This is a genomic window from Rhizobium anhuiense bv. trifolii (assembly GCF_024346605.1).
Taxonomy (GTDB): Bacteria; Pseudomonadota; Alphaproteobacteria; order Rhizobiales; family Rhizobiaceae; genus Rhizobium; species Rhizobium anhuiense.
Genome location: NZ_CP098804.1, coordinates 1 through 25,743 on the forward strand (window position 1 = coordinate 1; position 25,743 = coordinate 25,743).

Annotated in this window: 22 protein-coding genes; 17 read left to right on the forward strand and 5 right to left on the reverse strand. The window is 58.6% G+C overall.

Features of this window, described 5'->3' with window-relative positions; genetic code table 11:
* The 3 genes from repA (at position 1) to repC (ending at position 3,658) form a co-directional block, all read left to right on the forward strand.
* Entirely contained in the window at positions 1-1,194 is a 1,194-nt protein-coding gene (repA, locus tag NE851_RS31855) for a plasmid partitioning protein RepA (RefSeq protein WP_047619065.1), read from the forward strand.
* A 3-nt stretch (positions 1,195-1,197) separates the two neighbouring features.
* Complete coding sequence (gene repB / locus NE851_RS31860; RefSeq protein ID WP_127431102.1) at positions 1,198-2,199, forward strand: plasmid partitioning protein RepB; 1,002 nt, start codon at positions 1,198-1,200, stop codon at positions 2,197-2,199.
* A 154-nt stretch (positions 2,200-2,353) separates the two neighbouring features.
* Positions 2,354-3,658, forward strand: a complete 1,305-nt coding sequence (gene repC / locus NE851_RS31865) for a plasmid replication protein RepC (protein ID WP_127431103.1) — start codon at positions 2,354-2,356, stop codon at positions 3,656-3,658.
* Between the two features lie 177 nt (positions 3,659-3,835).
* On the opposite strand, the gene NE851_RS31870 is transcribed toward repC, so the two are convergent.
* Both NE851_RS31870 and NE851_RS31875 read right to left on the reverse strand, forming a co-directional pair.
* The gene (locus tag NE851_RS31870; protein WP_047619057.1) at positions 3,836-5,830 is read right to left on the reverse strand and encodes a glycosyltransferase; all 1,995 of its coding nucleotides are present in this window, start codon (positions 5,828-5,830) and stop codon (positions 3,836-3,838) included.
* Positions 5,812-7,044 carry an HlyD family secretion protein gene (locus tag NE851_RS31875; RefSeq protein ID WP_047619055.1) on the reverse strand — a complete coding sequence of 411 codons (1,233 nt, stop codon included), beginning with the start codon at positions 7,042-7,044 and terminating at the stop codon, positions 5,812-5,814. Before NE851_RS31875 ends, NE851_RS31870 begins: the two co-directional genes overlap by 19 nt.
* Before the next feature lie 297 nt (positions 7,045-7,341).
* Between NE851_RS31875 and NE851_RS31880 the strand changes: the two genes are divergently transcribed.
* From NE851_RS31880 to NE851_RS31945, 14 genes are all read left to right on the forward strand, one after another.
* Complete coding sequence (locus tag NE851_RS31880; RefSeq protein ID WP_097543794.1) at positions 7,342-9,639, forward strand: PBP1A family penicillin-binding protein; 2,298 nt, start codon at positions 7,342-7,344, stop codon at positions 9,637-9,639.
* 93 nt (positions 9,640-9,732) lie between these two features.
* Positions 9,733-10,617 (forward strand): dihydrodipicolinate synthase family protein, encoded by an 885-nt coding sequence (locus tag NE851_RS31885; RefSeq protein WP_097543795.1) that lies wholly within the window; start codon positions 9,733-9,735, stop codon positions 10,615-10,617.
* A 7-nt stretch (positions 10,618-10,624) separates the two neighbouring features.
* Positions 10,625-11,302, forward strand: coding sequence for a GntR family transcriptional regulator (locus tag NE851_RS31890; RefSeq protein WP_174824481.1), 678 nt, complete (start codon positions 10,625-10,627; stop codon positions 11,300-11,302).
* Positions 11,303-11,357: 55 nt separating this feature from the next.
* On the forward strand, positions 11,358-12,686 hold the full coding sequence (locus tag NE851_RS31895; RefSeq protein ID WP_063473716.1) for an ABC transporter substrate-binding protein: 1,329 nt from the start codon (positions 11,358-11,360) through the stop codon (positions 12,684-12,686).
* Positions 12,686-13,624 (forward strand): carbohydrate ABC transporter permease, encoded by a 939-nt coding sequence (locus NE851_RS31900; RefSeq protein WP_047619046.1) that lies wholly within the window; start codon positions 12,686-12,688, stop codon positions 13,622-13,624. The genes NE851_RS31895 and NE851_RS31900 overlap by 1 nt, the downstream gene beginning before the upstream one ends.
* Positions 13,624-14,439 (forward strand): carbohydrate ABC transporter permease, encoded by an 816-nt coding sequence (locus tag NE851_RS31905; RefSeq protein WP_027664817.1) that lies wholly within the window; start codon positions 13,624-13,626, stop codon positions 14,437-14,439. Before NE851_RS31900 ends, NE851_RS31905 begins: the two co-directional genes overlap by 1 nt.
* A gap of 18 nt (positions 14,440-14,457) precedes the next feature.
* A complete protein-coding gene (locus tag NE851_RS31910; RefSeq protein WP_047619043.1) occupies positions 14,458-15,444 on the forward strand; it encodes a sugar kinase in 987 nt (328 codons plus the stop codon).
* Positions 15,445-15,749: 305 nt separating this feature from the next.
* On the forward strand, positions 15,750-17,072 hold the full coding sequence (gene ugpB / locus NE851_RS31915; RefSeq protein ID WP_127431104.1) for a sn-glycerol-3-phosphate ABC transporter substrate-binding protein UgpB: 1,323 nt from the start codon (positions 15,750-15,752) through the stop codon (positions 17,070-17,072).
* A gap of 65 nt (positions 17,073-17,137) precedes the next feature.
* Positions 17,138-18,022, forward strand: coding sequence for a sn-glycerol-3-phosphate ABC transporter permease UgpA (gene ugpA / locus NE851_RS31920; protein WP_048338469.1), 885 nt, complete (start codon positions 17,138-17,140; stop codon positions 18,020-18,022).
* 12 nt (positions 18,023-18,034) lie between these two features.
* Positions 18,035-18,883, forward strand: coding sequence for a sn-glycerol-3-phosphate ABC transporter permease UgpE (gene ugpE, locus NE851_RS31925; protein WP_028758675.1), 849 nt, complete (start codon positions 18,035-18,037; stop codon positions 18,881-18,883).
* 1 nt (position 18,884) lies between these two features.
* Positions 18,885-19,931, forward strand: coding sequence for a sn-glycerol-3-phosphate import ATP-binding protein UgpC (locus NE851_RS31930; RefSeq protein WP_047619035.1), 1,047 nt, complete (start codon positions 18,885-18,887; stop codon positions 19,929-19,931).
* 55 nt (positions 19,932-19,986) lie between these two features.
* Entirely contained in the window at positions 19,987-20,736 is a 750-nt protein-coding gene (locus NE851_RS31935; protein ID WP_047619032.1) for a glycerophosphoryl diester phosphodiesterase, read from the forward strand.
* A gap of 9 nt (positions 20,737-20,745) precedes the next feature.
* Entirely contained in the window at positions 20,746-21,531 is a 786-nt protein-coding gene (locus tag NE851_RS31940) for a DeoR/GlpR family DNA-binding transcription regulator (protein WP_047619028.1), read from the forward strand.
* Entirely contained in the window at positions 21,528-22,322 is a 795-nt protein-coding gene (locus NE851_RS31945; protein ID WP_048338470.1) for an HAD-IIB family hydrolase, read from the forward strand. The genes NE851_RS31940 and NE851_RS31945 overlap by 4 nt, the downstream gene beginning before the upstream one ends.
* Positions 22,323-22,410: 88 nt before the next feature.
* On the opposite strand, the gene NE851_RS31950 is transcribed toward NE851_RS31945, so the two are convergent.
* The 3 genes from NE851_RS31950 to NE851_RS31960 form a co-directional block, all read right to left on the reverse strand.
* Positions 22,411-23,256 carry a carbohydrate ABC transporter permease gene (locus NE851_RS31950; protein ID WP_028758670.1) on the reverse strand — a complete coding sequence of 282 codons (846 nt, stop codon included), beginning with the start codon at positions 23,254-23,256 and terminating at the stop codon, positions 22,411-22,413.
* Between the two features lie 5 nt (positions 23,257-23,261).
* The gene (locus NE851_RS31955; protein ID WP_028758669.1) at positions 23,262-24,200 is read right to left on the reverse strand and encodes a carbohydrate ABC transporter permease; all 939 of its coding nucleotides are present in this window, start codon (positions 24,198-24,200) and stop codon (positions 23,262-23,264) included.
* Between the two features lie 89 nt (positions 24,201-24,289).
* Complete coding sequence (locus NE851_RS31960) at positions 24,290-25,537, reverse strand: ABC transporter substrate-binding protein (RefSeq protein WP_063473714.1); 1,248 nt, start codon at positions 25,535-25,537, stop codon at positions 24,290-24,292.
* Positions 25,538-25,743: the final 206 nt, after the last annotated feature.

Sequence of the window (25,743 nt, forward strand, 5' to 3'; positions counted from 1 at the left end):
ATGCAGCCGAGTCTTGCTCTTCAGGACGATCAAGAGCATCTCCCGTCGCTTCTGGCAACAGATGCGAAGGAGTTATCCTATCAACTTCAGCAGCATCAGGCAAAAATCTTCCCCCCGCTGTCGCAAAAGACCATCAGAACATTTTCGCCGGCGGAAGCTGCGGCCTTCATCGGCATTGGCGAAGGCTATCTCCGCCAGGTGGCTGCCGATGGCCATGGCCCTGATCCGCTCGCAAACGGACGGCGGCTTTACAGTGCCCTGGATATGGATCGGATTCGCCGGGTCCTCGACGAGCGAAACGGCACGCCGAAATATGTGCCGGCCCGCAGGCCGGGCGAAAAGCTCCAGATCGTCTCCGTCATGAATTTCAAGGGCGGCTCGGGCAAGACCACCACGGCGGCCCACCTGGCGCAGTTCATGGCGCTCAGGGGCTACCGCGTGCTCGCCGTCGACCTCGATCCGCAGGCTTCCTTGTCCGCCTTGTTCGGCCATCAGCCGGAGTTCGACGTCGGAGAGGGCGAAACCATATATGGCGCGATCCGATATGAGGAGCCGCGTCCGATCGCCGACATCGTGCGCGCCACCTACACGCCCAATCTGCATCTGATTCCGGGCAATCTCGAGCTGATGGAATTCGAGCACGAGACACCGAAGGCGATGGCCTCGGGAACGGCGGAGACGATGTTCTTTGCCCGCATCGGCGAGGTCCTGACGGAGATCGAAAGCCTTTACGACATCGTCGTCATCGACTGCCCGCCACAGTTGGGATTCCTGACGATGTCGGCGCTCTGCGCGGCAACCTCGGTCCTGATCACGGTTCACCCGCAGATGCTGGATGTCATGTCGATGTCGCAGTTCCTGACGATGACGAGTGAGCTGATGTCGGTCGTGGAAAAGGCGGGTGGTCGCACCAGCTATGACTGGATGCGCTATCTCGTGACCCGTTTCGAGCCGAACGACGGGCCGCAAAGTCAGATGACCGGCTTCATGCGGGCGATCTTCGGCAATCGAATGCTTCACAATGCCATGGTGAAGTCGACGGCGGTCGCCGACGCCGGCGTCACCAAGCAGACTCTCTACGAGGTCGAGCGGTCGCAGTTCACACGCGGAACCTATGACCGGGCTCTGGAGTCCCTCAACCTCGTGAATGGCGAGATCGAAGCGCATATTCGCTCGACCTGGGGAAGGAAATAGGAGATGGCGCGCAAGAACCTCATCGAAATCTCCGCTCCGAACCCGGCAAGGGTGGAGGCAGTCGCGCCGCGCGACAATCGTCCGATCGCCGGATTCGTGCCGCAGGAGCGCAGTGCGGCGCCGGTCGGCGGCATCACCAAGACGCTCGGCAACATTACCGAGAAAATGGAGCGGGCGAGTGAACTGGAACGGCAGCTTGCCGCCGGCCAGACCATCGTCGAGCTCGATCCCGGCCTGATCGACGCTTCCTTCGTTAGCGATCGGTTGGCGATCGATGCGGCCGAACTCGCCCAGCTTGTCGAGCAGATCCGCGAGCATGGGCAGCAGGTTCCGATCCTTGTTCGTCCGCATCCCGAAACTAGGGGACGCTATCAGGTTGCCTACGGCCATCGTCGCCTGGCTGCCGCCCGAGAAATCGGCATCAGGGTGCGCGCGGTCGTCCGCGATCTTACTGACGGTCAGTTGGTCGTCAGCCAGGGTCAGGAAAACAGCGCTCGAACCAATCTCTCCTATATCGAGCGTGCGCTCTTCGCATCGCGGCTGGAGGAACGCAGCTTTGGCCGCGATGTCATCATGGCGGCTCTCGGCGTCGATAAGGCGGCGCTGTCGAGAATGCTGATCGTCATCCGGCAGGTCCCCCTGGCGCTCGTCAACGCCATCGGCGCGGCCCCCGATATCGGCCGTCGACGCTGGTTGGAGCTGGGCGAGCGGCTGGAAGGCGCCGACATCGAGAAGATCATCGCGGAGTTGTCCGCGGACGACGCTCGCAAAATCTCAAGCGACGAGCGGTTTCATCGGGCACTCGTTCTGGCAACGAAGAGGACGGCAGCGCCGAAGCCGGCGATCGCCAAAACCCTAGTCAGCGGCGTGCCGGTGGTGATCAAAAAGACAGCATCCGGTGCAACCTTCGTCTTCGACGGCAAGACCGCACCCGGTTTCGATCAATTCGTCCAGGAAAGGCTGAAGGGCCTGTTCCAGGAATTCAACAAGGACAGAGGAGCGTAACGCGCAAAAGAAAAAGGCCCCCAACGACGCCGTCGTGGAAGCCCTTCTCAGATCTTAAGCACATCGAGAATCGCATTTCCACGAATCACAGTCAAGCGTCTTAGGCACCAAATTGGTGGATGGTTTTCTTTTGCCTGAACGAAGGTGAAGGCAAATGGAGAGTGGATATGTGACGACGCCCTTTGGGCGGCGGCCGATGTCGCTTGGCATGCTGGCAAGCCAGCAACTGGCCGAGACCATCGAGCCGGGAATGAAGCGCAGCAAGTGGAAGCTGTTCAGGGCAATCTGCGAGGCGCGGCCGGCGCTCGGCGTGACCGATCGGGCGCTGACGGTGCTCGATGCGCTTCTGACTTTCTACCCTGACGACGAGATTTCCGAAGAAAAGGGCCTGATCGTCTTCCCGTCGAATGCGCAGCTTTCGCTGCGTGCCCGCGGCATGACGGCAGCCACCCTCAGGCGGCATCTTGCCGTCCTGGTCGAGGCCGGCCTGATCCTGCGCAAGGACAGTCCGAATGGAAAGCGCTATGCGCGCCGCGACAAAGCAGGTGCCGTCGGTGAGGCCTTCGGCTTCAGCGTCGCGCCGCTGCTCGCGCGTGCGGTTGAAATCGAAAACCTGGCCGCCCAGGCGGTCGCCGACCGGGAATTGCTCAGGGTGACCAGGGAACGCCTGACGGTGTGCCGGCGCGATATCTCCAAGCTGATCGCGACAGCCATCGAAGAGGAGGTCTCCGGTGACTGGGAGGGAATTTCGGCGATGTTCCGCACGCTCCTTGCCCGAATTCCGCGCGTTGCGACGGCCGAAGCACTGGCGCCGCTGCTCGACGAGATGGGACTACTGCGCGATGAGATCATCAACGCATTGGAAAGACGGATAAAAACACAAAAAATAAACGCCAATGAGTTTCAGATTGAGCGTCACAAACAGAATTCAAATCCCTACTCCACTTATGAACTTGAACCAAGCTTCGAAACGAAGCAGGGCGAAAGGGCGGTGGCCGATAATGAGCCGAACGCCGAAGCGCCGGACGAGCGAAGATTGAAACAACCGAAGCCTTCCGGCGGGATGGGCAACAAGGCGAAAGACACGGCAGATCCAGGGGCCGGGCATAGCCTGAAATCCTTCCCGCTTGGCCTCGTCCTCCAGGCCTGCCCTCAAATTCTCGACTACGGGCCGGGTGGAACGATCGGCAACTGGCGGGATCTGATGTCGGCTGCCGTCATCGTGCGCTCGATGCTCGGCGTCAGCCCCTCGGCCTATGAGGAAGCCTGCTCGGGCATGGGGCCGGAAAATGCCGCAACCGTGATCGCCTGCATCCTGGAAAGGGGAGGGCATATCAACTCGCCTGGCGGTTATCTCCGCGATCTGACCCGAAGAACCGAGAGGGGCGAATTTGCTATCGGCCCGATGCTGATGGCGCTGGTGCGGGCAAACAGTGGAGTGCGGCGACATGCCGGTTGATCGTAAGGAAGTTGCGGCTACGACAATGATCCGCAACGCTGACAAAGCGGCAACAAGGCAAAGAAAAACCCGCCGCTGAGGGCGGGTTTGGTTGGCGCCCCTTCGATGGAATAATCCGGCTCTGTTGCGGCAACGCTCGAGAGGACGCCGGCCGGACGATCCGAGGTTGACCGTCGACTACAACGTGCGCGTTCGCCCGAACGAACGCAGAAGAAGATTAAGAGAGACCGCGACTTTATCGATGTCGCGAATGTCCTGCGAATATTGACCAGTGTAGAGCTTCACGATCATGCTGTCGCGAGCAGAGCCAATGAGTTCGAAATACAGGTGGAGGTAGTAAGATTGCTTGTCACCGCCGCGACTTATGCTCCTGCGTCGTTGGGTGACCAGTCTGAGCTCAGATTTGAACGGAGCAAAGCCGGGCAGTTTAAGCACGACGGATTTGGATTGAAATCGGGACATGGTGGGGACCGCAACGACCGCCTTGTCCAAGGCCAAACTTACGATTTGGCCAGGTACATCGTCTACGATCGCGGGTTCATCGAGCTTGAAGGCATGAAACAAGCGTCGGGGTTTCTCAAAGCAGATGAGCGATGCGATGAGCAGCACGACGATATTGATACCTGACCACCAGGCCGCGACCGGCGAAAACTGGCCTTGTACATGCGCCGTTTCCGGGACGATGTTGACCAGCAGACCAAGGACGGTGATCATGATGATGCTTGCGATCCAGGCGAAGCTGTAGCGGTCGAACTGGTTCGACTCGTTGCCACTGCCCTTCGGCGTCACCCTGAACGGCTTGCCAAATGGTCTCACGAGACTGGAGACCACGGTAGGCAACATGCGGAATGTCGCAAAGGTCCCGACGGCGCTTGATATCACAGGCAGATAGCGCGTCGGCGTGATCCATAGCATAAGCAGAAAATACGCTGCCAGCAGCGGCACCTGATGAGACACATAATCGGCTATGTCAGTGAAATAGAGGGGGAGCAGGCCGAACCAGAGATAGACGATGGGGACGAGCAATATCATGAAGCGGACCAGATACTGCACCAGCCAGGACGCCGGCAGGAACATGATCCGTTGAAAGAGCGTCAATCCGGGGCCACGCAGCGGGCCATTATGCAGGTAAAGGGTTTGAATACCTCCCTGACACCACCGTTCGCGCTGCACAAAATAACCGGTTAGGTTTTCGGCAGCCAATCCCATCGACAGCCGCTCGTTCAGGTAGCGCGTTTTGTAGCCTTTGTTGAGCATTGAAAGAGTTGTCAGCAGGTCTTCTGTGATCGACTCCGTCGGGAATCCTCCTATTGCGTCAATGGACTTGCGGCGGGCAATCGAGCATGACCCGCAGCAGAAACTGACGTCCCAGGCGTCTCTGCTGGGCGCGATCTCGTCGAAGAACAAACGCTGCTCGTCCGGCCAGATATTCTCCAGGCCGAGGTTTGATTGCACCGGATCGGCGTTGAAGAAATGTTGAGGCGTCTGGACGATGCCGATGCTTTCGTCGCAAAAGAAGGGCAGCGTTCGGCGAAGGAAATGTCGATAGGGAACAAAATCGGCGTCGAAGACCGCAATAAACTCGCCCGAGCTGACCTTCAGCCCATTGTTCATATTGCCCGCTTTGGCGTGGTTGTTGTCGCCGCGCATGACGTGGATGACGTTCTTTTCTTCGCAATAGGCCTTCAGCCAGTCCCGGCGTTGATCGTCAAGCACGTACACATTCAATTTGTCGGGAGGATAATCCAGCGAGCGGGCGCCGATGATGGTTCGCTCGAGCACGTCGAGTGGCTCGTTATAGGTTGGAATGAAAACATCGACAGTCGGCAGCTCACGCTTGTCGCGCGCAAAGAAACCACGAGCCAGCCTGTCCGCTTCCGCGCTCCGGTCGACGTAGCGGCTCATCAATACCAGAAAAAGGATGACTTCGACGCACGCCAGAATCTCGACGACGAAGAGGATCCAAACCCAGTAGAAACTCGCACCGTTGTTGGGATAGGGAAGCACTGTCTCCGTCAAGCGCCAGAACATGTATCGCAATGCGACTGCAGCGACAAACGCGCAGGTCACCGCCCGTGTCCAGGTGTGACGGCGCGACCAATTGAACGGCCCCAGGCAAAAGAAGGCCAAAACGAGAAAGGTCGGAACCAGCGCTACAAGATACTGAACCACAGGCTTTTGACCCAGTTGGACACGTCGATGCCGTGCTTGGAAAACCTTACCTGCACTGTGCGCCCCACTTGGCAGGAGTTCGCAAAGTCGTCGTTCATGAAGGATGGATCAAGGCGAACCCGAATGCGGGCATTGCGCTGAGTCGACGGCGGCAAAGTGGCGGCAAAGGAATCGGTCTCGACCGAAGCCGAACTGCCTCTGACAGAAATGACCGTGCCCTTGAAGACATCGCTGCGGCCGAACAAACGCACCTGCGCGACAAGTCCCGGATAGATCTCGTCATAATTGACCTCGGGAACAAGGATATCCACAAACAGCTCTCGACAGTCGAGGAGGCGCATCAACTCGTCATTCAGCACAACATTCGAACCGCTGACGATACTCCTCGCCCAAACAACGCCGTCAAAGGGCGCTATCGCGGTTGCGGATTCAAGGCTGCTGACGCGATTTGCCTCTTTGACCAGCTGCTTTTGAACTTCGGTGGCTCGTGTTTCATTTTCCGCTATGCGCGAGTTCAAGTCATTGATGCGAACGACTACCTCGTCTTCACGCTGTCTCGAATAAGGCACGTCATTCTGCCCGTCGCCGAAGACAAAGATACCCTGGCGGACCGCATTGAGCCTTTGTTGCAATTGATCGACAGTCAGGTTGCTGATTTCGACCTCGCCGCCGGTCGCAGCGCCCGCGGCACGCGCGGCCTCAACCAGCTTCTGCGTGAGAATGCCTTTTGACTCGAGCTGCATCCGGCGGCTCAAGTCGACCTGGGCGACCAGATCCTGAGCTTGCGACACTTCGACTTTCTTCCGCAGGATTTCGACTTCGCGTTCGAGATTGGCAATGGTGGTCTGCTTGTAGACTTCCAATCTGGTAGACAATTCCTCGCGAAGCGCGGAGAGTTCCTCCCGTTCCTTTTTCAGTGCCGCGACGCGGTCGAGCGCCGTGTTGTGATCTGCCTCGAGCGACGCGAGGATTGCGCGATTGACGCGCGTATTTCTGATTTCTGCGAGGGATTGTCCCGCTTTGACCGGGCTGCCGACCTTGAGGGATTCTTCCGCAATTGTGCCATCGATTGGGGCATTAACGACCGCAAACCGCGCATTGACCGTGCCATCAAGGCTCGTAAAGCCGGTAATCGTCGGCAATGAAACGAGAGTCACCAGTGCCAGCAGCAGCAGGCCGACAACAATGCGTGTGATGCGATGGTTCCAGATCATGTTGGCATCCGAAGGTATCGCTTCTGCAGCATCCGCCCCAATCGAGCGGGGACAAACCGATGCAACTAATTCTTGTAATTTAGCGCATTGAAAAAAATAGACAAGTGATGGTCGTAAGCCTGAGGCAGAAGCAGGTCGGCTCTGGACGAAGCGCCGCATTGAAAGTCTACGACGCCTGTTCGATCAGGGGCTTATTCCGGCCAAAACGCCTCGGAGTGATTGGGGCCTTTTGCGGTAGAACACGCAGCATCGCTCGGCTATAAAGTTCACGCCACGTTGGCCTTTTGGCGGTAACCGATGCCCAATCCTCCCGAATCCTCAGGCGAAAGCGTTGGCAAATCGAGCACGGGTGGCAATCAGCAAGCAGTTTCGGCAACGCAAGTGACCGCCTCGGATTCGCCGAGAACCACCCAGGCCGACAGTCCGCAACTCCCTCACCGACCCTTCGTCCAAACTCGCCAGGCCGCGAGCAATCTGTTACGTGCGCTGCGTCACGATTTGCAGGCAAGTCCTGTGCTGGCGAAGATCAAGTCGATGGCTTTGTTTTTGATAACGAGGCTGACGAGGTCGATGCGGCTGGGAAGCACATCGGCTCTCACCAAATGGATGACGACTGCTCCGATCAAAGCCGGGCGCGGCATTCGCCATTGGCATAGCAAGCCGCGCGAAAGTCGCCGGCGCCGATGGCTTCCGGCGAACTGGTGGAAATTCGCTATGGGCTGGGCCTTGCTTGTGTGCCTCCTCATAGGCAGCGTGCTGGTGTGGGCACTAAAAGACGTGCCCTGGAGCGAGATTCGTGACGGAACGTTGAAGCCGATTGTTGTGCTGGAAACCGCTGACGGTGCGCCGCTCGTAAGGCAGGGACCTTATCAAGGGCCATATACGCAATACGACCAGTTCCCGTCCCATCTGATCGATGCCGTCCTTTCGATTGAGGACCGCCGGTTCATGGACCATTTCGGCGTCGATCCGAGAGGGATCGGGAGGGCGTTTCTCCGGAATTTGGAGGCTGGCTCGGTGGTGGAGGGGGGCAGCACCATCACCCAGCAACTCATCAAGCTGCAATATCTGGACAGCGATCGAACGATAAAGCGAAAGATACAGGAGGTTGTGATCGCAGTCTGGCTGGAGTGGAAGCTCGGCAAGCGGGAAATCCTGACGCGCTATCTCAACAGCGTCTATCTTGGCGCTGGCGCGACAGGCATGCCTGCCGCCGCGCGGATCTATTTCAACAAGGATATCGACGCCCTTAACTTGCCGGAATCGGCGATGCTGGCGGGGTTGCTGCGGGCTCCAAGTCAATGGAATCCCATCGACAATTTCGAAGGCGCCCGGCAGCGTAGCATGGTCGTTCTCGATGCGATGGCGACCAATGAAAAAATCACCGCGCCAGAGGCGGCGGAGGCCAAGGCGAGCTTTGCCAAGCTGCATCCAACGACGCCGACGCCGCGCTCGGGAAGCTGGTTTGCGGACTGGATTTCGCCGCAAGCGAGCGAAATCGCCGGCTCCTCGCCAGGTTCGACGTCGGTGCGAACCACGATGGTGCCACAATTGCAGCAAATCGCCGAAAGGGTCGTGAAAGGAGCCTTGGACGGTGAAGGGAAGGCAGTTGGAGCATCGCAGGCCGCGTTGGTTGCGATGACGCCCGATGGCGCGGTCGTCGCGATGGTTGGCGGGCGCGACTACAAGGCAAGCCAGTTCAACCGCGCCGTCGCAGCGATGCGCCAGCCGGGTTCCACCTTCAAGCTATTCGTCTATTACGCAGCACTGAAGGCCGGGTTCACCTTGTCTGACCAGGTTCTGGACGCGCCAATTGACATCGCTGGCTGGTCGCCAGAAAATTCCGGCGGCAACTATCGCGGTTGGGTAACGCTTGCCGAGGCGTTCGCGCGATCGCTCAATGCCGCTTCAGTCGCGCTTGCCGAAGAGGTTGGTTTAGACAATGTGATTGCCGCAGCGCGTGAACTCGGCATCGATGCACCACTCGCCAACACGCCGTCTTTGGCGCTTGGGACATCCGAAGTAAATCTGCTTAACCTCACCAGCGCCTATGCGTCCGTCCAACTCGGTAGGGCACCTGTCAAGCCCTGGGGCATCATCGACTTTCAAGCGGCAGGGCAGCCCAAGACATTTCGAGTTGGCTCACAATCAAAGCCGAACGTCGATCTTTCGCCCTACCAGTCCGATCTCCTCGGCCTCCTGCAGTTGGTGGTCGAGCGCGGTACTGGGCGTGGAGCGGACCCCGGCACGTTTGCGGCCGGCAAGACCGGCACGAGCCAGAACAATCGTGACGCCTGGTTCGTCGGCTTCACGGAAGCGCTTGTCGTCGGTGTCTGGGTTGGCAATGATGATGACGCGCCGATGAAGGGGGTGACGGGCGGCGCCCTGCCAGCGCATATTTGGCGGGATTTCATGCGCCAGGCGACGGCCGAACCTCCGCTGAATGGCGTGCGATCGACAGAAGCGGCAAGCGATGGTCAAGGCGCACCGCAGTCCTGTAACATCACCGCCTGCTCGCGCAGTTACCGCTCCTTCCGGCCGTCCGACTGTACCTATCAGCCATATTCCGGCGGCCGGCGGCTCTGCGAAAAGTGACGTGGCGCGCGTAACGAGGAGTCTGCAATCACCTCTTTACAGCTAACATGTCAGTCTGCTACATCTAATCTCAACAATCGGGAGGAAGCATATTTGACCCAGAAATTCGGCCTGTCAGTCGCTCTTGCCACGCCGTTTGACAGCAATGGCGATATTGCGATCGATGCGATGATCGTGCAGGCAAGGCGAAGCCTCGCTGCAGGATGTTCCAGCGTAACCCTGTTCGGAACGACGGGTGAAGGCTCCTCCATCGGAAGCCGGGAACGTGACCGCGTCCTCGCGTCTTTCCTCGATGCGGGGATCGCGGCAAAAAACATCATCGTCGGTGTGCTGGTCGATGCCGCCGAGGATGCGGCGATCCAGGCAGATCATGCTCTTTCCCAGGGCGTTCGTAATATTCTTCTTGCCCCGCCGTCCTATTTCAAGAATGTCAGCGACGACGGTGTCTTCCAGTGGTTTTCGGCCGTCTTCGCCATTCTGGGAGACAAGGCGCGGGACATCATCGTCTACAATCTTCCCTCGCTCACCATGGTCCCGCTGACCGTGTCGCTGATCGGACGGCTGCGGACCGCCTTCCCCAATATCGTGACAGGCGTCAAGGATTCTTCCGGCGACTGGCCGTATACCGAAAGCCTGCTCAAGGCGCATGGCGATCTCATTATCCTGGTGGGCGATGAACGGCATCTTGCCAGGGGCGTGCGGCTCGGCGGCCAGGGGGCGATCTCCGGCATGGCGAATTTTGTGCCCCGCGACGTCAAGCTGATGGCCGAAGAAGGCAAGGACGATCCCCGCATCGAGGGTTTTGTGGCCGAGCTGCTCAAATATCCTGTTGTCCCGGCCGTGAAAGCCATGATGGCGCACGTGGCGTCCGAAGAGATCTGGCTTGCGGTGCGCCCGCCGCTCGCTTCAATATCCGCCGAAGGGCAGGCGCAGCTCGCTCTTGCTTTCGATCGTCTTTTCCAGTCGAAAGCGGCATAGGTCAGACATGTTTCGGGAAGAGGCGATGGACGAAACGGACGAGCAGCCAACGCTGCGGGAAAAGGCGTATGCGAGCTTCACGCGCCATCTTCTTGCGCGTGACGTGCGTCCCGGCCAGTTCGTCTCCCAGCGCCGTCTCGTCGAGCTGACGGGACTGACGCTCGGCGCCATCCGTGAGCTCATCCCGAGGCTCGAAGCCGAAGGGCTGATCAAGACGGTCCCCCAGCGGGGTTTGCAGATTGCTCATATCGACCTCAACCTCATTCGCGAGGCCTTCCAGCTGCGCGTGTTCCTGGAGAAGGAGGCCGTCGCGCTTTTCACCCGCTCTGCGTCTGACGAGACGATCGCCGGGCTTTTGAAGCAGCATCGGGATATCGCCGATGCCATTCGAAGCGGCGATACATCGCACGAATTGGAAGTGCACGCGCAGGCCGTCGATTGGGGTATGCACGACGCCTTTATCGATGCCCTGGGAAATTCCATCATTTCGAACGCCTATCGGGTGAACTCGATCAAGATGCGCCTGATCAGTCAGGATCGTTTTCGCATCGAAGGTCACGTCGGACCTGTCATGGGCGAGCACCTGAAAGTGCTCGAGGCGATCGAACGACGATCGGCGGAGGACGCCGTCAACAGCCTTGTCGCACACATCAATCATGCAAGAGATCGTGCGCTCAGGATATAATCGGAAATAAACAGCCGGGGGTGAGGAGATCGCCGGCAAAAGGAGGAGGAATCACATGTCATCGTTTTTGAATCCGACGAGACGCGGCTTTCTGGCGGGCACAGCCGCTTTTGGGGCGAGCAGCATGCTCGGCATGCGGCTCGCATCGGCCGCCGTCGACTGGAAGCGTTTTGCCGGCACGACGCTCGAAGTCAACCTGGTCAAGAGCCCGCGCAGCGAAATACTGCTGAAGTACCTGTCCGAGTTCGAGGCGCTCACCGGCATCAAGGTCAATGCCGAAGCGACGCCCGAACAGCAGCAGCGCCAGAAGACGACGATCGAGCTCAGCTCCGGCAAGCCGAGTTTCGACGTCGTGCATATGAGCTACCATGTCCAGAAGCGGCAGTTCGAAAAGGGCGGCTGGCTTGCCGATATCAGCGGTTTCCTCAAGGACCCTTCGCTGACCGACCCGTCCCTGACGGAGGGCGATTTCGCCGAAGCCGGCCTCGCCTTCGCCAAGGACGCCGGAGGTGTTCTGCGCTCTCTTCCCTTTTCAGTCGATTATTGGATCATCTACTGGAACAAGGCGCTGTTCGAGAAGAAGGGGCTTGCTTACCCCTCGAGCTTCGAAGAGCTGGCAAGTGCTGCGGAGGCACTGACCGACGCTTCGACCAACACCTATGGCTTCGTTGCCCGCGGCCTGAAGAACGCCAATACGCCGGTCTGGACGTCGCTGCTGCTCGGCTATGGTTCGAGCCCGCTCGGCCCTGACGGCAAGCTGCGCACGACATCGCCGGAAGCGATCGATGCGGCCAAGCTTTACCAGAGACTGATGACCAAAACCGCCCCTCCCGGCGTCTCCGGCTTCAACTGGGCGGAGGCGCAGTCGGCCTTCCTGCAGGGCAAGATCGGCATGTGGCTTGATGGCGTCGGTTTTGCACCGCCGATCGAAAATCCGGAAAAGTCGCGCGTCGTCGGCCAGGTCGGTTACGGCATCATGCCGAAAGGCCCGAAGGCACAGGCCGCAGGCACCTTCGGCGACGGCCTTGGCGTCGTCGCAGCAAGCCAGAAAAAGGAAGCAGCCTACCTCTTCTGCCAATGGGCGATTTCGCATGAAATGGGCGCCCGTCTGCTGCAGGCCGGCGCCGGCGTTCCTTTCCGGCAGTCCGTCCTCGAGGATGCGAAGGTTCGCGAAGGCGTCAAGATGCCGGGCGCGTGGCTTGATGCCGTCGTCGGTTCGGGCAAGATCTCGCAGCTCGCGCTGCCGGTCATCATTCCGGTCACCGAGTTCCGCGACATCTATGGCGTCGGTCTCACCAACATGATCGGCGGCGCTGATCCCGAAACCGAACTGAAGGCAGCGACGGCACAGTTCGAACCCGTCCTGGCGAAAAGCGAGGGATAATGGCCTCGGCAAGCATCGAAACGGCCACAGCGGCCAAGGCGTCGAAAGGAAGGAGCAAACCGGATCGGTTTGCTCCCAACTACTGGCCCTTCGTCATCCCGGCGCTCATCGTCATATCGGCCGTGATCGTCTTTCCATGGGTGTTTACCGTGTGGATGAGCGTCAACAGCTGGACGCTCGGCCAAGCGCAGGTCTTTGCGGGGTGGGACAATTATGTGCGCCTCGCCGGCGACGTGCGCTTTTGGGAGTCGCTGTGGCATACGGTGCTCTATACGACGCTCTCCGTAGTGGTTCCCCTTTTTCTGGGAACGCTCGCCGCGCTGATCTTCGATGCTCAATTTCCGCTGCGCGGTCTCATCCGCGGCATATTCGTGATGCCGATGATGGCCACACCCGTCGCCATCGCACTCGTCTGGACGATGATGTTCCATCCGCAGCTCGGCGTTCTCAACTATCTCCTCTCCCTCATCGGCATCGGTCCCCAGGAGTGGATCTACAATCAGAGCAGCGTCATCCCGTCGCTGGTGCTGGTCGAGACCTGGCAATGGACGCCGCTTATCATGCTGATCGTGCTTGGCGGCCTGGCGGCGGTTCCGCGCGAACCTTATGAAAGTGCGGAGATCGATGGCGCCAATGTCTGGCAGAAATTCCGTTATCTGACGCTGCCGATGATCGCGCCTTTCCTGATGATCGCCGTGATCATCCGCAGCATCGATGCAGTGAAAAGTTTCGACATCATCTATGCCATGACCCAAGGCGGCCCCGGCACGGCGTCGGAAACGATCAACATCTATCTCTACAACACCGCTTTCGCCTATTACGATATCGGCTATGGCTCGGCCATGGCGGTTGTCTTCTTCATCCTCATCGTCCTGCTTTCTTTCGTCCTTATGATGCTCAGGCAGCGCGTGAACTGGTCCGACGGGGAGGCACGCTGATGAAGCGCAAGACGCTCGATCGCATCGGACTGCTGTTCGTCGCCCTGGTGATGATCTCGCCGGTCGTCCTGTTCTTCCTCTGGATGATCTCGCTGTCGCTGAAGTATGAAATCGACAACGGCGCCTATCCGCCGATCTTCATCCCGGAGCGCTTGGCCTGGTCGAACTATCTGAAAGTCTTCGAGGAGAACAATTTCTTCCTCTATCTCTGGAATTCGGTGCTGGTGACGGGTGCGGCCACGCTTCTGGCGCTGCTGATCGGCGTGCCCGCCGGATATGGCATCGCCCGGCTGAAGGCGGAGAAGTCCGCGATGGTCATCATGATCGCGCGCATGACACCGGGCCTTTCCTTCCTGATCCCGCTCTTCCTGCTGTTCCAATGGCTGAACCTGCTCGGCACGCTCTTGCCGCAGATCATCATCCATCTCGTGGTCACCGTGCCGATCGTCGTGTGGATCATGATCGGCTATTTCGAGACGACCCCGATGGAGCTGGAAGAGGCTGCAAGCATCGACGGCGCGACACCCTGGCAGGTTTTCCGTCTGGTCGCCTTGCCGATCGCAAGGCCGGGCATCGTCGTCGCCTTCATCCTGTCGGTCATTTTTTCCTGGAACAATTTCGTCTTCGGCATCGTGCTCGCCAGTCGCGAGACGCGCACGCTTCCGGTCGCGGTCTACAACATGCTCTCGTTCGAACAGGTCAGTTGGGGTCCGCTCGCGGCAGCCGCATTGATCGTCACCTTGCCGGTGCTGATCTTGACGGTGTTTGCGCAACGGCAGATCGTGGCAGGCCTGACGGCCGGAGCCGTCAAGTGAGCGGGTGAGACGACGGTTTTGACGACTTCTGCCTTCGACCCGCCTCCCGGTCAGGCGCGCCGCGTTTTGTGCGTCGGCGCGGCGGTTATGGATACGTTGTTTCGTGTGCGCTCGTTACCGACCGGCCAGGGCAAATTTCTGCCCTATGATATGCTGCAGATTGCCGAGGGCATGGCATCGAGCGCCGCCTTTGCCGTTGCCCGGCTTGGCGGCCATGCCAGCCTTTGGGGCGCGGTCGGCGATGACGCCACCGGCGACCGCATCATTGCCGACCTCGGCGAGAGCGGCATAGACACGAGCGGTATGGTGCGTGTGGCAGGCGCCCGCTCGGCCGTCTCGACGATCCTTGTCGATGATCAGGGCGAACGCTTGATCGTGCCTTTCTACGATGCTGGCCTGCACGAGACGGTCAAGCCGGTCACAAAACAGGACATTTCCTCCTTCGACGCGGTGCTGGTCGACGTCCGCTGGCCGAAGCTTGCGCTGCGGACGCTGTTGGCAGCGAGAGAGGCGGGCAAGCCGGCCATTCTCGATGGCGACGTTGCCGGCGATGGCGTGGTCGAGATGCTTGCGCCGGCGGCGAGCCATATCGTGTTCTCGCAACCAGCCGCTGAGCGGCTTGCGGGAACGGCCGACCCGGTGACAGTCGTCGGCCTGCTGAAGCAAAAGTTCGAGCATGCCTTCATCAGCGTCACGGCTGGCGAAAATGGCTGCTTCTGGTTCGATGACGCAACCGGCGAAGTCTGCCATCTTGCCGCTCCAAAGGTGAGAGCGGTCGATACGCTTGCAGCCGGGGATATCTTCCATGGCGCTTTCGTGTTGGCTATCGCGGAAGGCATGCCGATCGAAGAGACGATGCGCCTGTCGTCTATGGCGGCGGCGCTCAAGTGCCAGGTCTTCGGCGGTCGCACCGGCGCGCCGACCAGAGCCGAAGTCTGCAAGGTGCTTCAAGATTGGCGCCCGGCGGTGGCGACGATGAAAGTGATCACACCGGAAGAGTTGTGACAATCCAGGCAGCAACGTCGTTAATGGTGAACGCCATGGAGGTGTTCACTTGATCACGCTTGTGCTGCCACCCAAAGGCGACCAAGCCCATGCCGCCGGGTCACGGCCCTCAATCCCATATCCTCGGCCCGAGAACCGCCCACCTCGAACCTGATGCTGTCGCCAGCATTGCGCCAGTCCGCAGGTGATCGCCGGCCGCAAATGTTCATTTGAACATTTCATTCTTGCAAAGTGAACTTCGCCTGTTACCATCGGGCTCACGTTCGTAGCGGGAGGCTTCGGACCGACAACAAGTGGGAGTGAGGATGAACAAGATCGCTTTTTTCCTGTCCGCAGGATTGACCAGCCTATCGTTATCCGTTCCGGCAATGGCAGCCACGAAGATCCAGTGGTGGCACGCAATGGGCGGCGAGAATGGCGCGAAGCTTGAACAGATCGCCAAGGGGTTCAACGCATCTCAATCTGACTATGAGATCGTTCCGGTATTCAAGGGCACCTATGACGAGACGCTGACGGGCGCCATTGCTGCGTTCCGCGCCAACCAGCAGCCCGCAATCGTACAGGTCTATGAAGTTGGTACCGGCACCATGATGGCAGCACAGGGTGCGGTCTATCCCGTTTACCAGTTGATGAAGGACGAAGGTGAGGCCTGGGACCAGAGCAAATTCATTGCTCCGGTCGTCGGTTACTACTCTGACACCAGCGGCAACGTTCTGTCCTTGCCGTTCAATTCCTCGACGCCGATCCTGTATTACAACAAGGATATCTTCAAGAAAGCAGGGCTTGACCCGGAAACGCCGCCGAAAACATGGGCGGACGTTGAAGCCTTTTCGCGGACGATCATGAAGTCCGGCGCAGCTAAATGCGGTTTCACCAGCGCCTGGATCTCCTGGATCCAGACTGAGAACCTGAATGCCCTGCACGATAAGCCGTATTCCACCAAGGCCAACGGTTTTGGCGGCTTGGACGCAGAATTCACCTTCAACAATGATCTCACGATCCGCCATTGGGGCAATCTGAAGAAGTGGCAGGACGAGGGGCTCTTCAAATTTGGAGGACCTGGCGGCGGCGATAACGCTCCTCCGATGTTCTATTCTCAGGAATGCGCGATGTACATGAATTCGTCCGCCGGTCGGGCAGGGGTCATCAACAACGCAAAGGCTTTCAAGGTCGGTTTTGCGCCGCTTCCCTACTATGACGACGTTATTCCGCAGCCGCTCAACTCGATTATCGGCGGCGCCACTCTCTGGACACTGAAAGGTCGCCCGGAAGAGGAGTACAAAGGTGTCGCGAAGTTCTTCACCTACCTGCAGAAGCCGGAAGTCCAAGCCGATTGGCATCAGTTCTCGGGCTACCTGCCGATAACGGAGGCTGCCTATAAGCTGGGCCAGGATCAGGGCTATTACGAGAAGAACCCCGGAGCAGATATCGGCATCAAGCAACTGACGCGGGTGACACCCACCGACAATTCCAAGGGCATCCGTTTCGGCAACTACGTCCAGGTGCGTGGCATTATCGACGATGAGTTTGCGGCCTTGCTGGGCGAGAAGAAGACGGCGAAGGAAGCAGTTGATTCCGTGGTCGCAAGAGGCAACGAACAGCTTCGCGATTTCCAGTCCGCCAACTAATGGGCTCCGTGACGGGGGCTGGTGAAAGACCGGCCCCCGTTTCCCATCCGTCAGTGTGAGGGCCCATGCAAACCAAACGGACCGTATTTCCCAACAAGCTTTTGCCTTACCTGCTCATCGCTCCCCAAATTTTCGTGACCGTGGTATTTTTCCTTTGGCCTGCGGGAACTGCATTCTGGCAATCTTTCCTGCGTCAGGACGCTTTCGGTTTCAAAACGACCTTCGTCTGGTTTGAAAACTACCGTCGGCTCTTTGCCGATCCGATCTACATCAATGCCTTCGGCCACACGCTCATCTTCGCCATACTCGTGACGGTCCTATCAACGTCGATTGCGCTGCTCCTGGCTGCAGCGGCAATGCGCGTGTTGCGCACCTCTCGAATCTATTCGACCTTGCTCATTTGGCCCTATGCCGTCGCCCCCGCGATCGCCGGCATTCTTTGGTGGTTCATGTTCAATCCATCGATCGGCATCGTCGCCTATATGTTGCGGGCAATGGGAATCAATTGGAATCATCTGATCAATCCCGACGATGCCATGGTCCTGATCGTGATCGCGGCGACGTGGAAGCAGATTTCCTATAATTTCTTGTTCTTCTTGGCTGCGCTGCAATCCGTCCCACGCTCGCTTCAGGAAGCCGGGGCCATCGACGGAGCCGGTCCGATGAAGCGTTTCTGGACGATCGTGTTCCCGCTGATCTCACCGACGACTTTCTATCTGATCGTCATCAATATCGTCTACGCGATGTTCGACACATTCGGCATCGTTCATGCAACCACCCAAGGCGGACCGGCGCGCGCGACGGAAATCCTTGTCTACAAAGTCTATTTCGACGGGTTTATCGGGCTGAATTTGGGCTCGTCGGCGGCACAGTCGGTCATTCTCATGGTGATCGTCGTCGCTCTGACGGCCGTCCAATTCCGTTTTATCGAACGCCGCGTACAATATTGAGGAATTCCAAGGATGGTTGAGAATCGCCCCTTCCTAAATTTCCTGGCGCACCTTGTCCTCATCATTGGCGTGACGATCGTGGTGTTTCCGGTCTACGTGGCTTTCATTGCATCAAGCCATGGCCCAAACGACTTCTTGTCAGGCGTCGTGCCGCTGACACCAGGTGGCCACATCATCGAGAACTATTCGACGATGCTCTCATCCGGGATGACGAGCTCCGGGGCGCCGCCGATCGGGCCGATGATGATCAACTCGTTGATCATGGCGGTTGGCGTCGCCGTCGGCAAGATCGTCATCTCGATCCTTTCGGCCTTTGCCATCGTCTATTTCCGGTTTCCGTTCCGGACCCTGGCATTCTGGATGATCTTCATCACCCTGATGTTGCCGGTCGAGGTGCGTATCGTGCCGACCTACAAAGTCGTCGCCGATCTTGGAATGCTGAACAATTACAGCGGCCTCATCATCCCGCTGATCGCCTCGGCAACGGCAACCTTCCTGTTTCGTCAGTTCTTTCTGACCGTCCCTGACGAACTGATGGAGGCCGCCCGCGTCGATGGAGCGGGACCGATGAAGTTCTTCCGGGATATTCTGCTGCCGTTGTCGATCACCAATATCGCGGCGCTCTTCATCATCCTCTTCGTACTCGGCTGGAACCAGTATCTCTGGCCGCTCATCATAACGACCGACCAGAGCTTCTACACAGTCGTGATGGGAATCCAGCGCATGGCAGCGGTTGCCGATGCCGAGCCCCGCTGGAACCTCGTGATGGCAGCGGTCATTCTCGCCGCCCTGCCACCCGTCCTCGTCATCGTCGCCATGCAACGCCTTTTTGTCAAAGGCCTGGTCGAAACGGAGAAATGAAATGGCAACGATCAACATCATCGACGTCAAGAAGAATTATGGTACCGTTCCAGCTGTCAAAGGCATCAACCTATCCGTTGCAGACGGCGAACTCATCGTCCTCGTCGGCCCCTCGGGCTGTGGCAAATCCACCCTGCTTCGCATGATTGCCGGGTTGGAAACGATCAGCGAAGGCCAGGTCGAGATTGCGGGCCGCAATGTCAATAAGGCAGAGCCGGCCGACCGCGATATCGCCATGGTCTTTCAAAACTATGCGCTTTATCCGCATATGACGGTACGCGGAAATCTCGAATATGGTTTGAAAAATCGCGGCACCGAACGGGCCGAAATCAACCGTCGTGTGGCGGAAGCCGCCGAGATCCTCGAAATCGGACCGATGTTGGATCGTAAACCTCGCGAACTCTCCGGCGGGCAGCGCCAGCGGGTTGCGATGGGGCGCGCGATCGTTCGCGAGCCGGCCGCCTTCCTGTTCGATGAGCCGCTGTCCAATCTCGATGCCAAATTGCGCGTGCAGATGCGAGTTGAAATTCGTCGGCTGCAACGGCGTCTCAAGACGACCAGCATCTACGTCACCCATGACCAACTTGAAGCGATGACCCTCGCAGACCGATTGGTCGTCATGAACGGCGGACTTGTCGAACAGGTCGGAACGCCAGTGGCAGTCTACGACCGTCCGGCAAGCTTGTTTGTCGCAGGCTTCATCGGCTCGCCGCCGATGAATCTGGTACCGATCGACGTCCTCAGGGCGGCCGACGGCGCTGGGACCCTGGCATTGCCTGCCGGTACCGACATGGTCGGGCTCCGCCCGGACGCGTTACTTGTTGCCAGGCCGGCAGAGCCTTCCGTCCGTCTCAACGCAACCGTCGAGTTGCTCGAGCCAATCGGGGGAGAAAGCCATCTGCATGTGCGATTGGGGGGGGGCCAGCAGACGGTTGTCCTGACCGTACCGGGTCGTCCGGACTTTGCCGAGAATGCGAATATCGACATCTTTGCACGTGTTGACGCGATGCACCCTTTTAATAGCGATACGGGAAAACGCACAGATTGACTCCAGTTTATTATTTCTCCATCCAACCTTCGAAGAAGACGAAAGAGATGAGACGATGACGACCGTAGAGTCGCGATCCGGGCCGAGACGCGGTGAAGTTCAGGCACATCGAGGCGCTTCTGCCGTTGCGCCTGAAAATACGATTGCTGCCTTTCGAGCGGCCGCGGACCAGGGCGCGGAATGGGTCGAACTCGACGTTGCACTTCTTGCCGACGGTACGCCGGTCGTGATCCACGACGTTTCCATCGACCGCTGTTCCTCGTCAAAGGGAAATCTGGCCAACCTCAACGCGTCGGATCTCGCGAGAATCGACGCTGGCTCGTGGTTCAGCCCAAAATTCAAAGGCGAACCGCTGCCGACGCTGGCCCGTGTCGTTTCCGCCTTGGGCGAACTCGGTCTCAATGCCAACGTCGAGATCAAGCAGCATGCTCATCACAAATCACTCGACCAGTTGGTCAAAGTCGTTGATGAACATTTGAAAGGGCGGGCGGCGCACACCAAGATCATGATCTCGAGCTTTGATGCCGCTGCGCTGAAGGGAATGCACGAAGTCGATCCAAGCTACGAGCTCGCCATGCTGTGGAGCAACCTGCCCGCGGATTGGTTGGATATCCTTCGGTCAATTCCCGCAAAGACCATCCATCTCGACTACAAGGCTCTGAGTGTCGGGTTTCTCGAGGAGGCCGTGCGTCGCGGCATCGCGGTGCGGGCATGGACTTGCAATGATCCCAAGCTGCTCGCGTCTTTCTGGGAGGTGGGTTTGACTGGGGTGATAACAGACGACCCCAGTGTCTACCTCACGTAAGGAGCGGCGATGGGGCAGCGGATCATATCGAGCCGACAACGTGAGATCCTTGCGCTGATCGAAACGGACGGTGTTCAGTACATCGAGGAACTGGCACGTCGGTACGATCTGACGACGCAGACGATCCGTCGCGATATCAATGCATTGTGCGATCTCGGGCACGCGCGCCGCTTCCACGGTGGCGTCGACCTGCCGGTCGAGGGCAGCAACATCTCGCTCAACGCTCGCGCCCAGCTCAACCGAAGGGCCAAGCGGCTTATCGCCAAGCGCGTCGCCGCCGACATAGGGGTCGACGCGACAGTGTTCCTGGGGATCGGCAGCACGGTTCGGTTCGTTGCCGAGGCGCTGCGTGATCACCAGGGCCTGACGGTGATTACCAACAACATCCACGTCGCCTTGAGCCTTTGCGATGCACCGAGTGTCGAGGTGCATTTGACGGGCGGCCTTTTGCGTCACGACGATCGCGACGTGGTGGGCACGGATGTGATCAGGTTCGTCGAAAAATTCTATGCGACTTACGCCGTCGTCGGCGCAGGCGCTCTAAGCCCGCTCAACGGTCTGATGGATTTCAGCTATAGCGAAGCCCAAATCACCAATGCCCTCCTTGAGAATTCACAAACGCAGATTCTGGCTGCAGACGTCAGCAAGTGGACGCGAAACGCTTCCGTGCGTGTGGCGCCATTCAGCAAACTCACCCGCTTTTATACGGATCGGCTGCCTGGCGAAGCGGCCGCCACCAATGCCCTCTCCGAGAGCGGCTTGGACGTGGTGACATGCAGCGAGGATATGGCATGAGCTATGTAGACCTTGCGCCATCAGCTCGTGAGTTACGGGACGTGCGCTACCTGTTCACCGACATCGACGATACCCTGACCACCGAAGGCAAGCTACTTCCGCAAACCTACCAAGCTCTCTGGGATCTCAGCCGGGCAGGCATTGCCGTCGTGCCGGTTACGGGCGGCTCCGCCGGTTGGTGCGAACACATCGTTCGTGCCTGGCCGGTGGCCGCGGTCGTCGGCGAAAGCGGCGCATATTGTGTCACCCGTAGGGACGGCGCAGTCGTCTTCGACTATTGGGAAGATGCCACCCTGCAGGCTGAGCGCCAACGCCTGCATCTCCAGTCAGTGAAAGAGCTGGTTTCGCGAAGGGGCAAGACGTTCAGAATTGCCCACGATCAGGTCTTCCGGCTGGCGGACGTCGCGATCGATATCCAGGGTCACGACCCGCATGAGGTCGAGGATCTCGCGTCCAGCATAAAAGCCATTGGCGGAACGGTTGCGATCAGCTCCATTCACATCAACACGTGGATCGGCAATTACGACAAGCGGTCGATGAGCGAACGCGTCTTAACCGAGATATTCGGTATCGACCCGGCTGAAACTCCCGCCGTTACCGCCTTCGTCGGCGACTCTCGAAACGATGCCCCGATGTTCGGCTTTATCCGCAACTCCTTCGGCGTCAACAATATCATTCCCGTCCTTCCGCAATTGCAGTACGCACCGAAGTGGGTCTCGTTGCAGCCCGCCGGCCTTGGTTTTGCTGATATTGCGAGAACGATCTTGCAAGCAGCAGCCGCAGGTGAATGAACGACGATCGACTTCGTGTCATGGCGGGGTGACGGCTCTAGAGAAATAATTCCGCGAAATCATACTGCGCAGCCGTGGCCACCAGCCGTCAGCTTTTGACCGAGCCGGCGGTCATGCCTGCCAGGAAATAGCGTTGGGCAACCAGGTAGAGTACCAGAAGGGGCAGGGAACCAAGCACGCTCATCGCCATCATCTCGTTCCATTCGAAGGCGTGCTGGCCCATCAGAAGCTGGATACCGATCGGAACGGTTCTGAGATCCATCGATTTCGTCAGCGTTAGCGCGAAGAGGAATTCGTTCCAGGCCAGCAGAAACGTGTAGACCGCCGTGGCGACGATCCCGGGGATGGAGACCGGAACGATGACGCGCCAGAGCGCCGTCCAGCTCGAGCCGCCGTCGACAAGGACGGCCTCGTCCAGCTCTTTCGGCAAGGTATTGAGATAGCCTGTCATTAGCAGGATGGCATAAGGCAGCGTGAAGACCATGTAGGTCAGGATCAGCGCCAGATAGGTATCGAAGATCCTGAAGGCGACCACCATGCCGAAATAGGGGATGAGAAGGGTGATCGGCGGAACGGTCTGGGTGCTGATGATGAAGATGTTCAAAGTGTTCTTGAAGCGGAACTGATAGCGGCTGAATCCGTAGGCGGTCAGGATGGCGATAACCAGGGTCAGGCAGGTGACGACGCCGGCGACGAAGTAGCTGTTGATGAAGAAGCGCACTTTCACCGGATCGTTGAAGATCGTCAGATAGGCGGCCACCGTAAAGTCATCCGGCAGCAGCCGCGGCGGAAGGGCGAAGATTTCCGTATTCGATTTCAGCGAACTGAAAAACATCCAGACGATCGGGAAGGTCGAAAAGACCAGGCCGATCGCCAGGCCGAGATAGGTCAGGATGGTCGGCAATGCCGAGCTTTTGAAGGAACGCTTTGCCATGGCGGTCACCTGCGCTGCTGGTGTTTGATGTAGAAGTAGGTGACGCTCATCGAAATGATGAGGATGATCATCGCGCTCGCCGAAGCCAGGGAAAACTCATACTGGGAGAAGGCGAGCTTGTAGGTGAAAGTCGAGAGCACTTCCGTCGAATAGATCGGACCGCCGCCCGTCGTCATCCATACGAGTGGAAAAACCTGCATCGTCCAGATGAAGTCGAGAAGCGCGATGCTGATGATGATCGGCATCAATTGCGGAATGGTGATGTACCAGAATTTTTCGAGTTCGTTGGCACCGTCGATACCGGCTGCCTCGTAAAGCTCCTTCGAAATGCCCTGGAGGCCGGCGAGCAGGCTGACCATGTAGAGCGGGTAACCCGCCCAGATGTTTGCGAAGGTCAATGCATGAATGGCGGTGCGCGTCGAAGAGAACCACTCGACCTTGAAGTTGATGATATGGAGCGCCATCAGCACGCTGTTGACGACGCCGTTCGGATCGAGCAGCAGGCGCCAGATGATGGCGATGATGACGGCGGTGAACAGCCAGGGCAGGATGAAGAGCACGCGCAGGATGCTGCGAATGAGCGGATCGACGCGGTTGGTGTTCAACAGCAGCGCGAAGGCCAGGCCGATGATGAAATGGAAGACGACGCTCATGATGGTAAAATAAAGCGTCTGGGCGACCGACTGCCAGAAGACCGGATTCTCGAAGATGGTCAGGTAGTTCTGGACGCCTGCGAACGCCGCATCCTTTTTCATGATGGCGCCGTCCATCAGCGAATATTTGAAGACCATCACCATCGGGAACAGCATCAGCAGAACAAGCAGCAGAGTGGCGGGCGACACGTAGAAATACGGCACCAGCTTCCTCAAGGTGCTGTAACGAAGCCATCCTTTTCTTGGCGCTTTGGCGTGCGCAGCGACCAGAGCCGGAGCGGAATGATTCATGAGCTGTGAGTTCCCATTCTGCCGAGATTTGACGACTTGCACCGGCAGCGCAATCTGGCGCTGCCGGTGATTCGTGAAAGCGACGTGCTTTAGAACTTCGCGAGCCAGGCCTTCTGGGTATTGGAAGCCGCGTCCTTGGCCGACTGCCCGCCGTCGAACATCTTCTGAACTTCGACGTTCATGTCGCGCATCAGCTCTTCGGCAACCGGAAGACCGACGAATTCATTGGCAGGATAGCCGCTCTGGAAGATTTTGAAAGCTTCGGCGAAGATCGGGTCCGATGCCACAAAATCCGGCTTGGCGTGGACATTGCCGGGGAAGGCGTTGGCAATCGAAACCAGACGGCCGTTGACGTCTGGGCTCATCAGATATTCCACAAGCTTCCAGGCTTCTTCCTTGTGCTGGCTGCCTTCGCTGATACCGATGCCCCAGGAGGCATAAGGCATGCCGCGCTTGCCGGTGTAGCCGTCAGTGGCCGGCAAGGCGGAGATGCCGAAGTTGAGCTTCGGATTGCGCTCGCGGATGAGGTTCACGTGGGCGAGCGAGTCGACCATCATGCCGACGCGGCCGTTGACGAATTCCTCGACCTTGTCCTGTTCCTTCTTGGCGAAAATGCCGGGCGAAATAACGCCTTCCTTGTTGAGGGACGCGATATAATCGAGCGTGCCGACGACAGCGTCATTTTCGAGATCCGGCTTGCCGTCCTTCAGCATCGAGGCGCCCGAGGCCCAGACCCAGGACATGACGTCGTTCTGGATTCCGCTCGGCGACTGCAGCGACAGCGGCAGGACCCAGCCATACTGGTTCTTCGGCGCATCGGTCATCTTCTTCGCGGCTTCAGCGAATTCCGTGCGTGTGGTCGGCAACTTGTCGACGCCGGATGCCTTGGCGATATCGAGGTTGACGAAGACGGGATAGACGAAGGAAGCGAGCGGGAACATCACGCTCTTGCCATCGACCTTGACGATATCGGTGATCTGGCTCTTGTCGTACTTCGCCTTGTCCATCAGTTCGTCCATGGAGGCGATTGCGCCCTGCTTGGCCAGCCCGTTTACCCAGGCGCCATCCAGGCCCACCACGTCGCTCAGCGTTCCGGAGGCGGCGCCGACGACGATCTGGTCACGCGTCGTGGCATAGGGGCCGCTGACCAGCGTCACCTTGATGCCGGGGTTGGCGGCCTCGAAATCGTTCATGATGCCGCGCAGCGCCCCGGACGGCATTTCGGGTTCCCACCATTGTATGAATTCGATGGTGGTGTCGGCAAACGCCGATGTGGCGCAGAGCGCCCATACCGCCACGGCAGCCCGCATCGTCACGCTGAATTTTCTGATATTCATGTGTGCCTCCCATAGATTTTCAGTTAATCGATCCTCCTCAAGATCGTAGGCAAAGTAGGTTCCCTGAGGCGCCTATCTGTCAATGAAGAACTGCGATCGAGAAAAGATGGGAGGCCCGTATTCATGGCGAGTTCGCACACAACTAATTGAAATATAATAACAAAATTATTCGTTATCGTCCGAATTTTTTCGGAGCATTTGTGTTG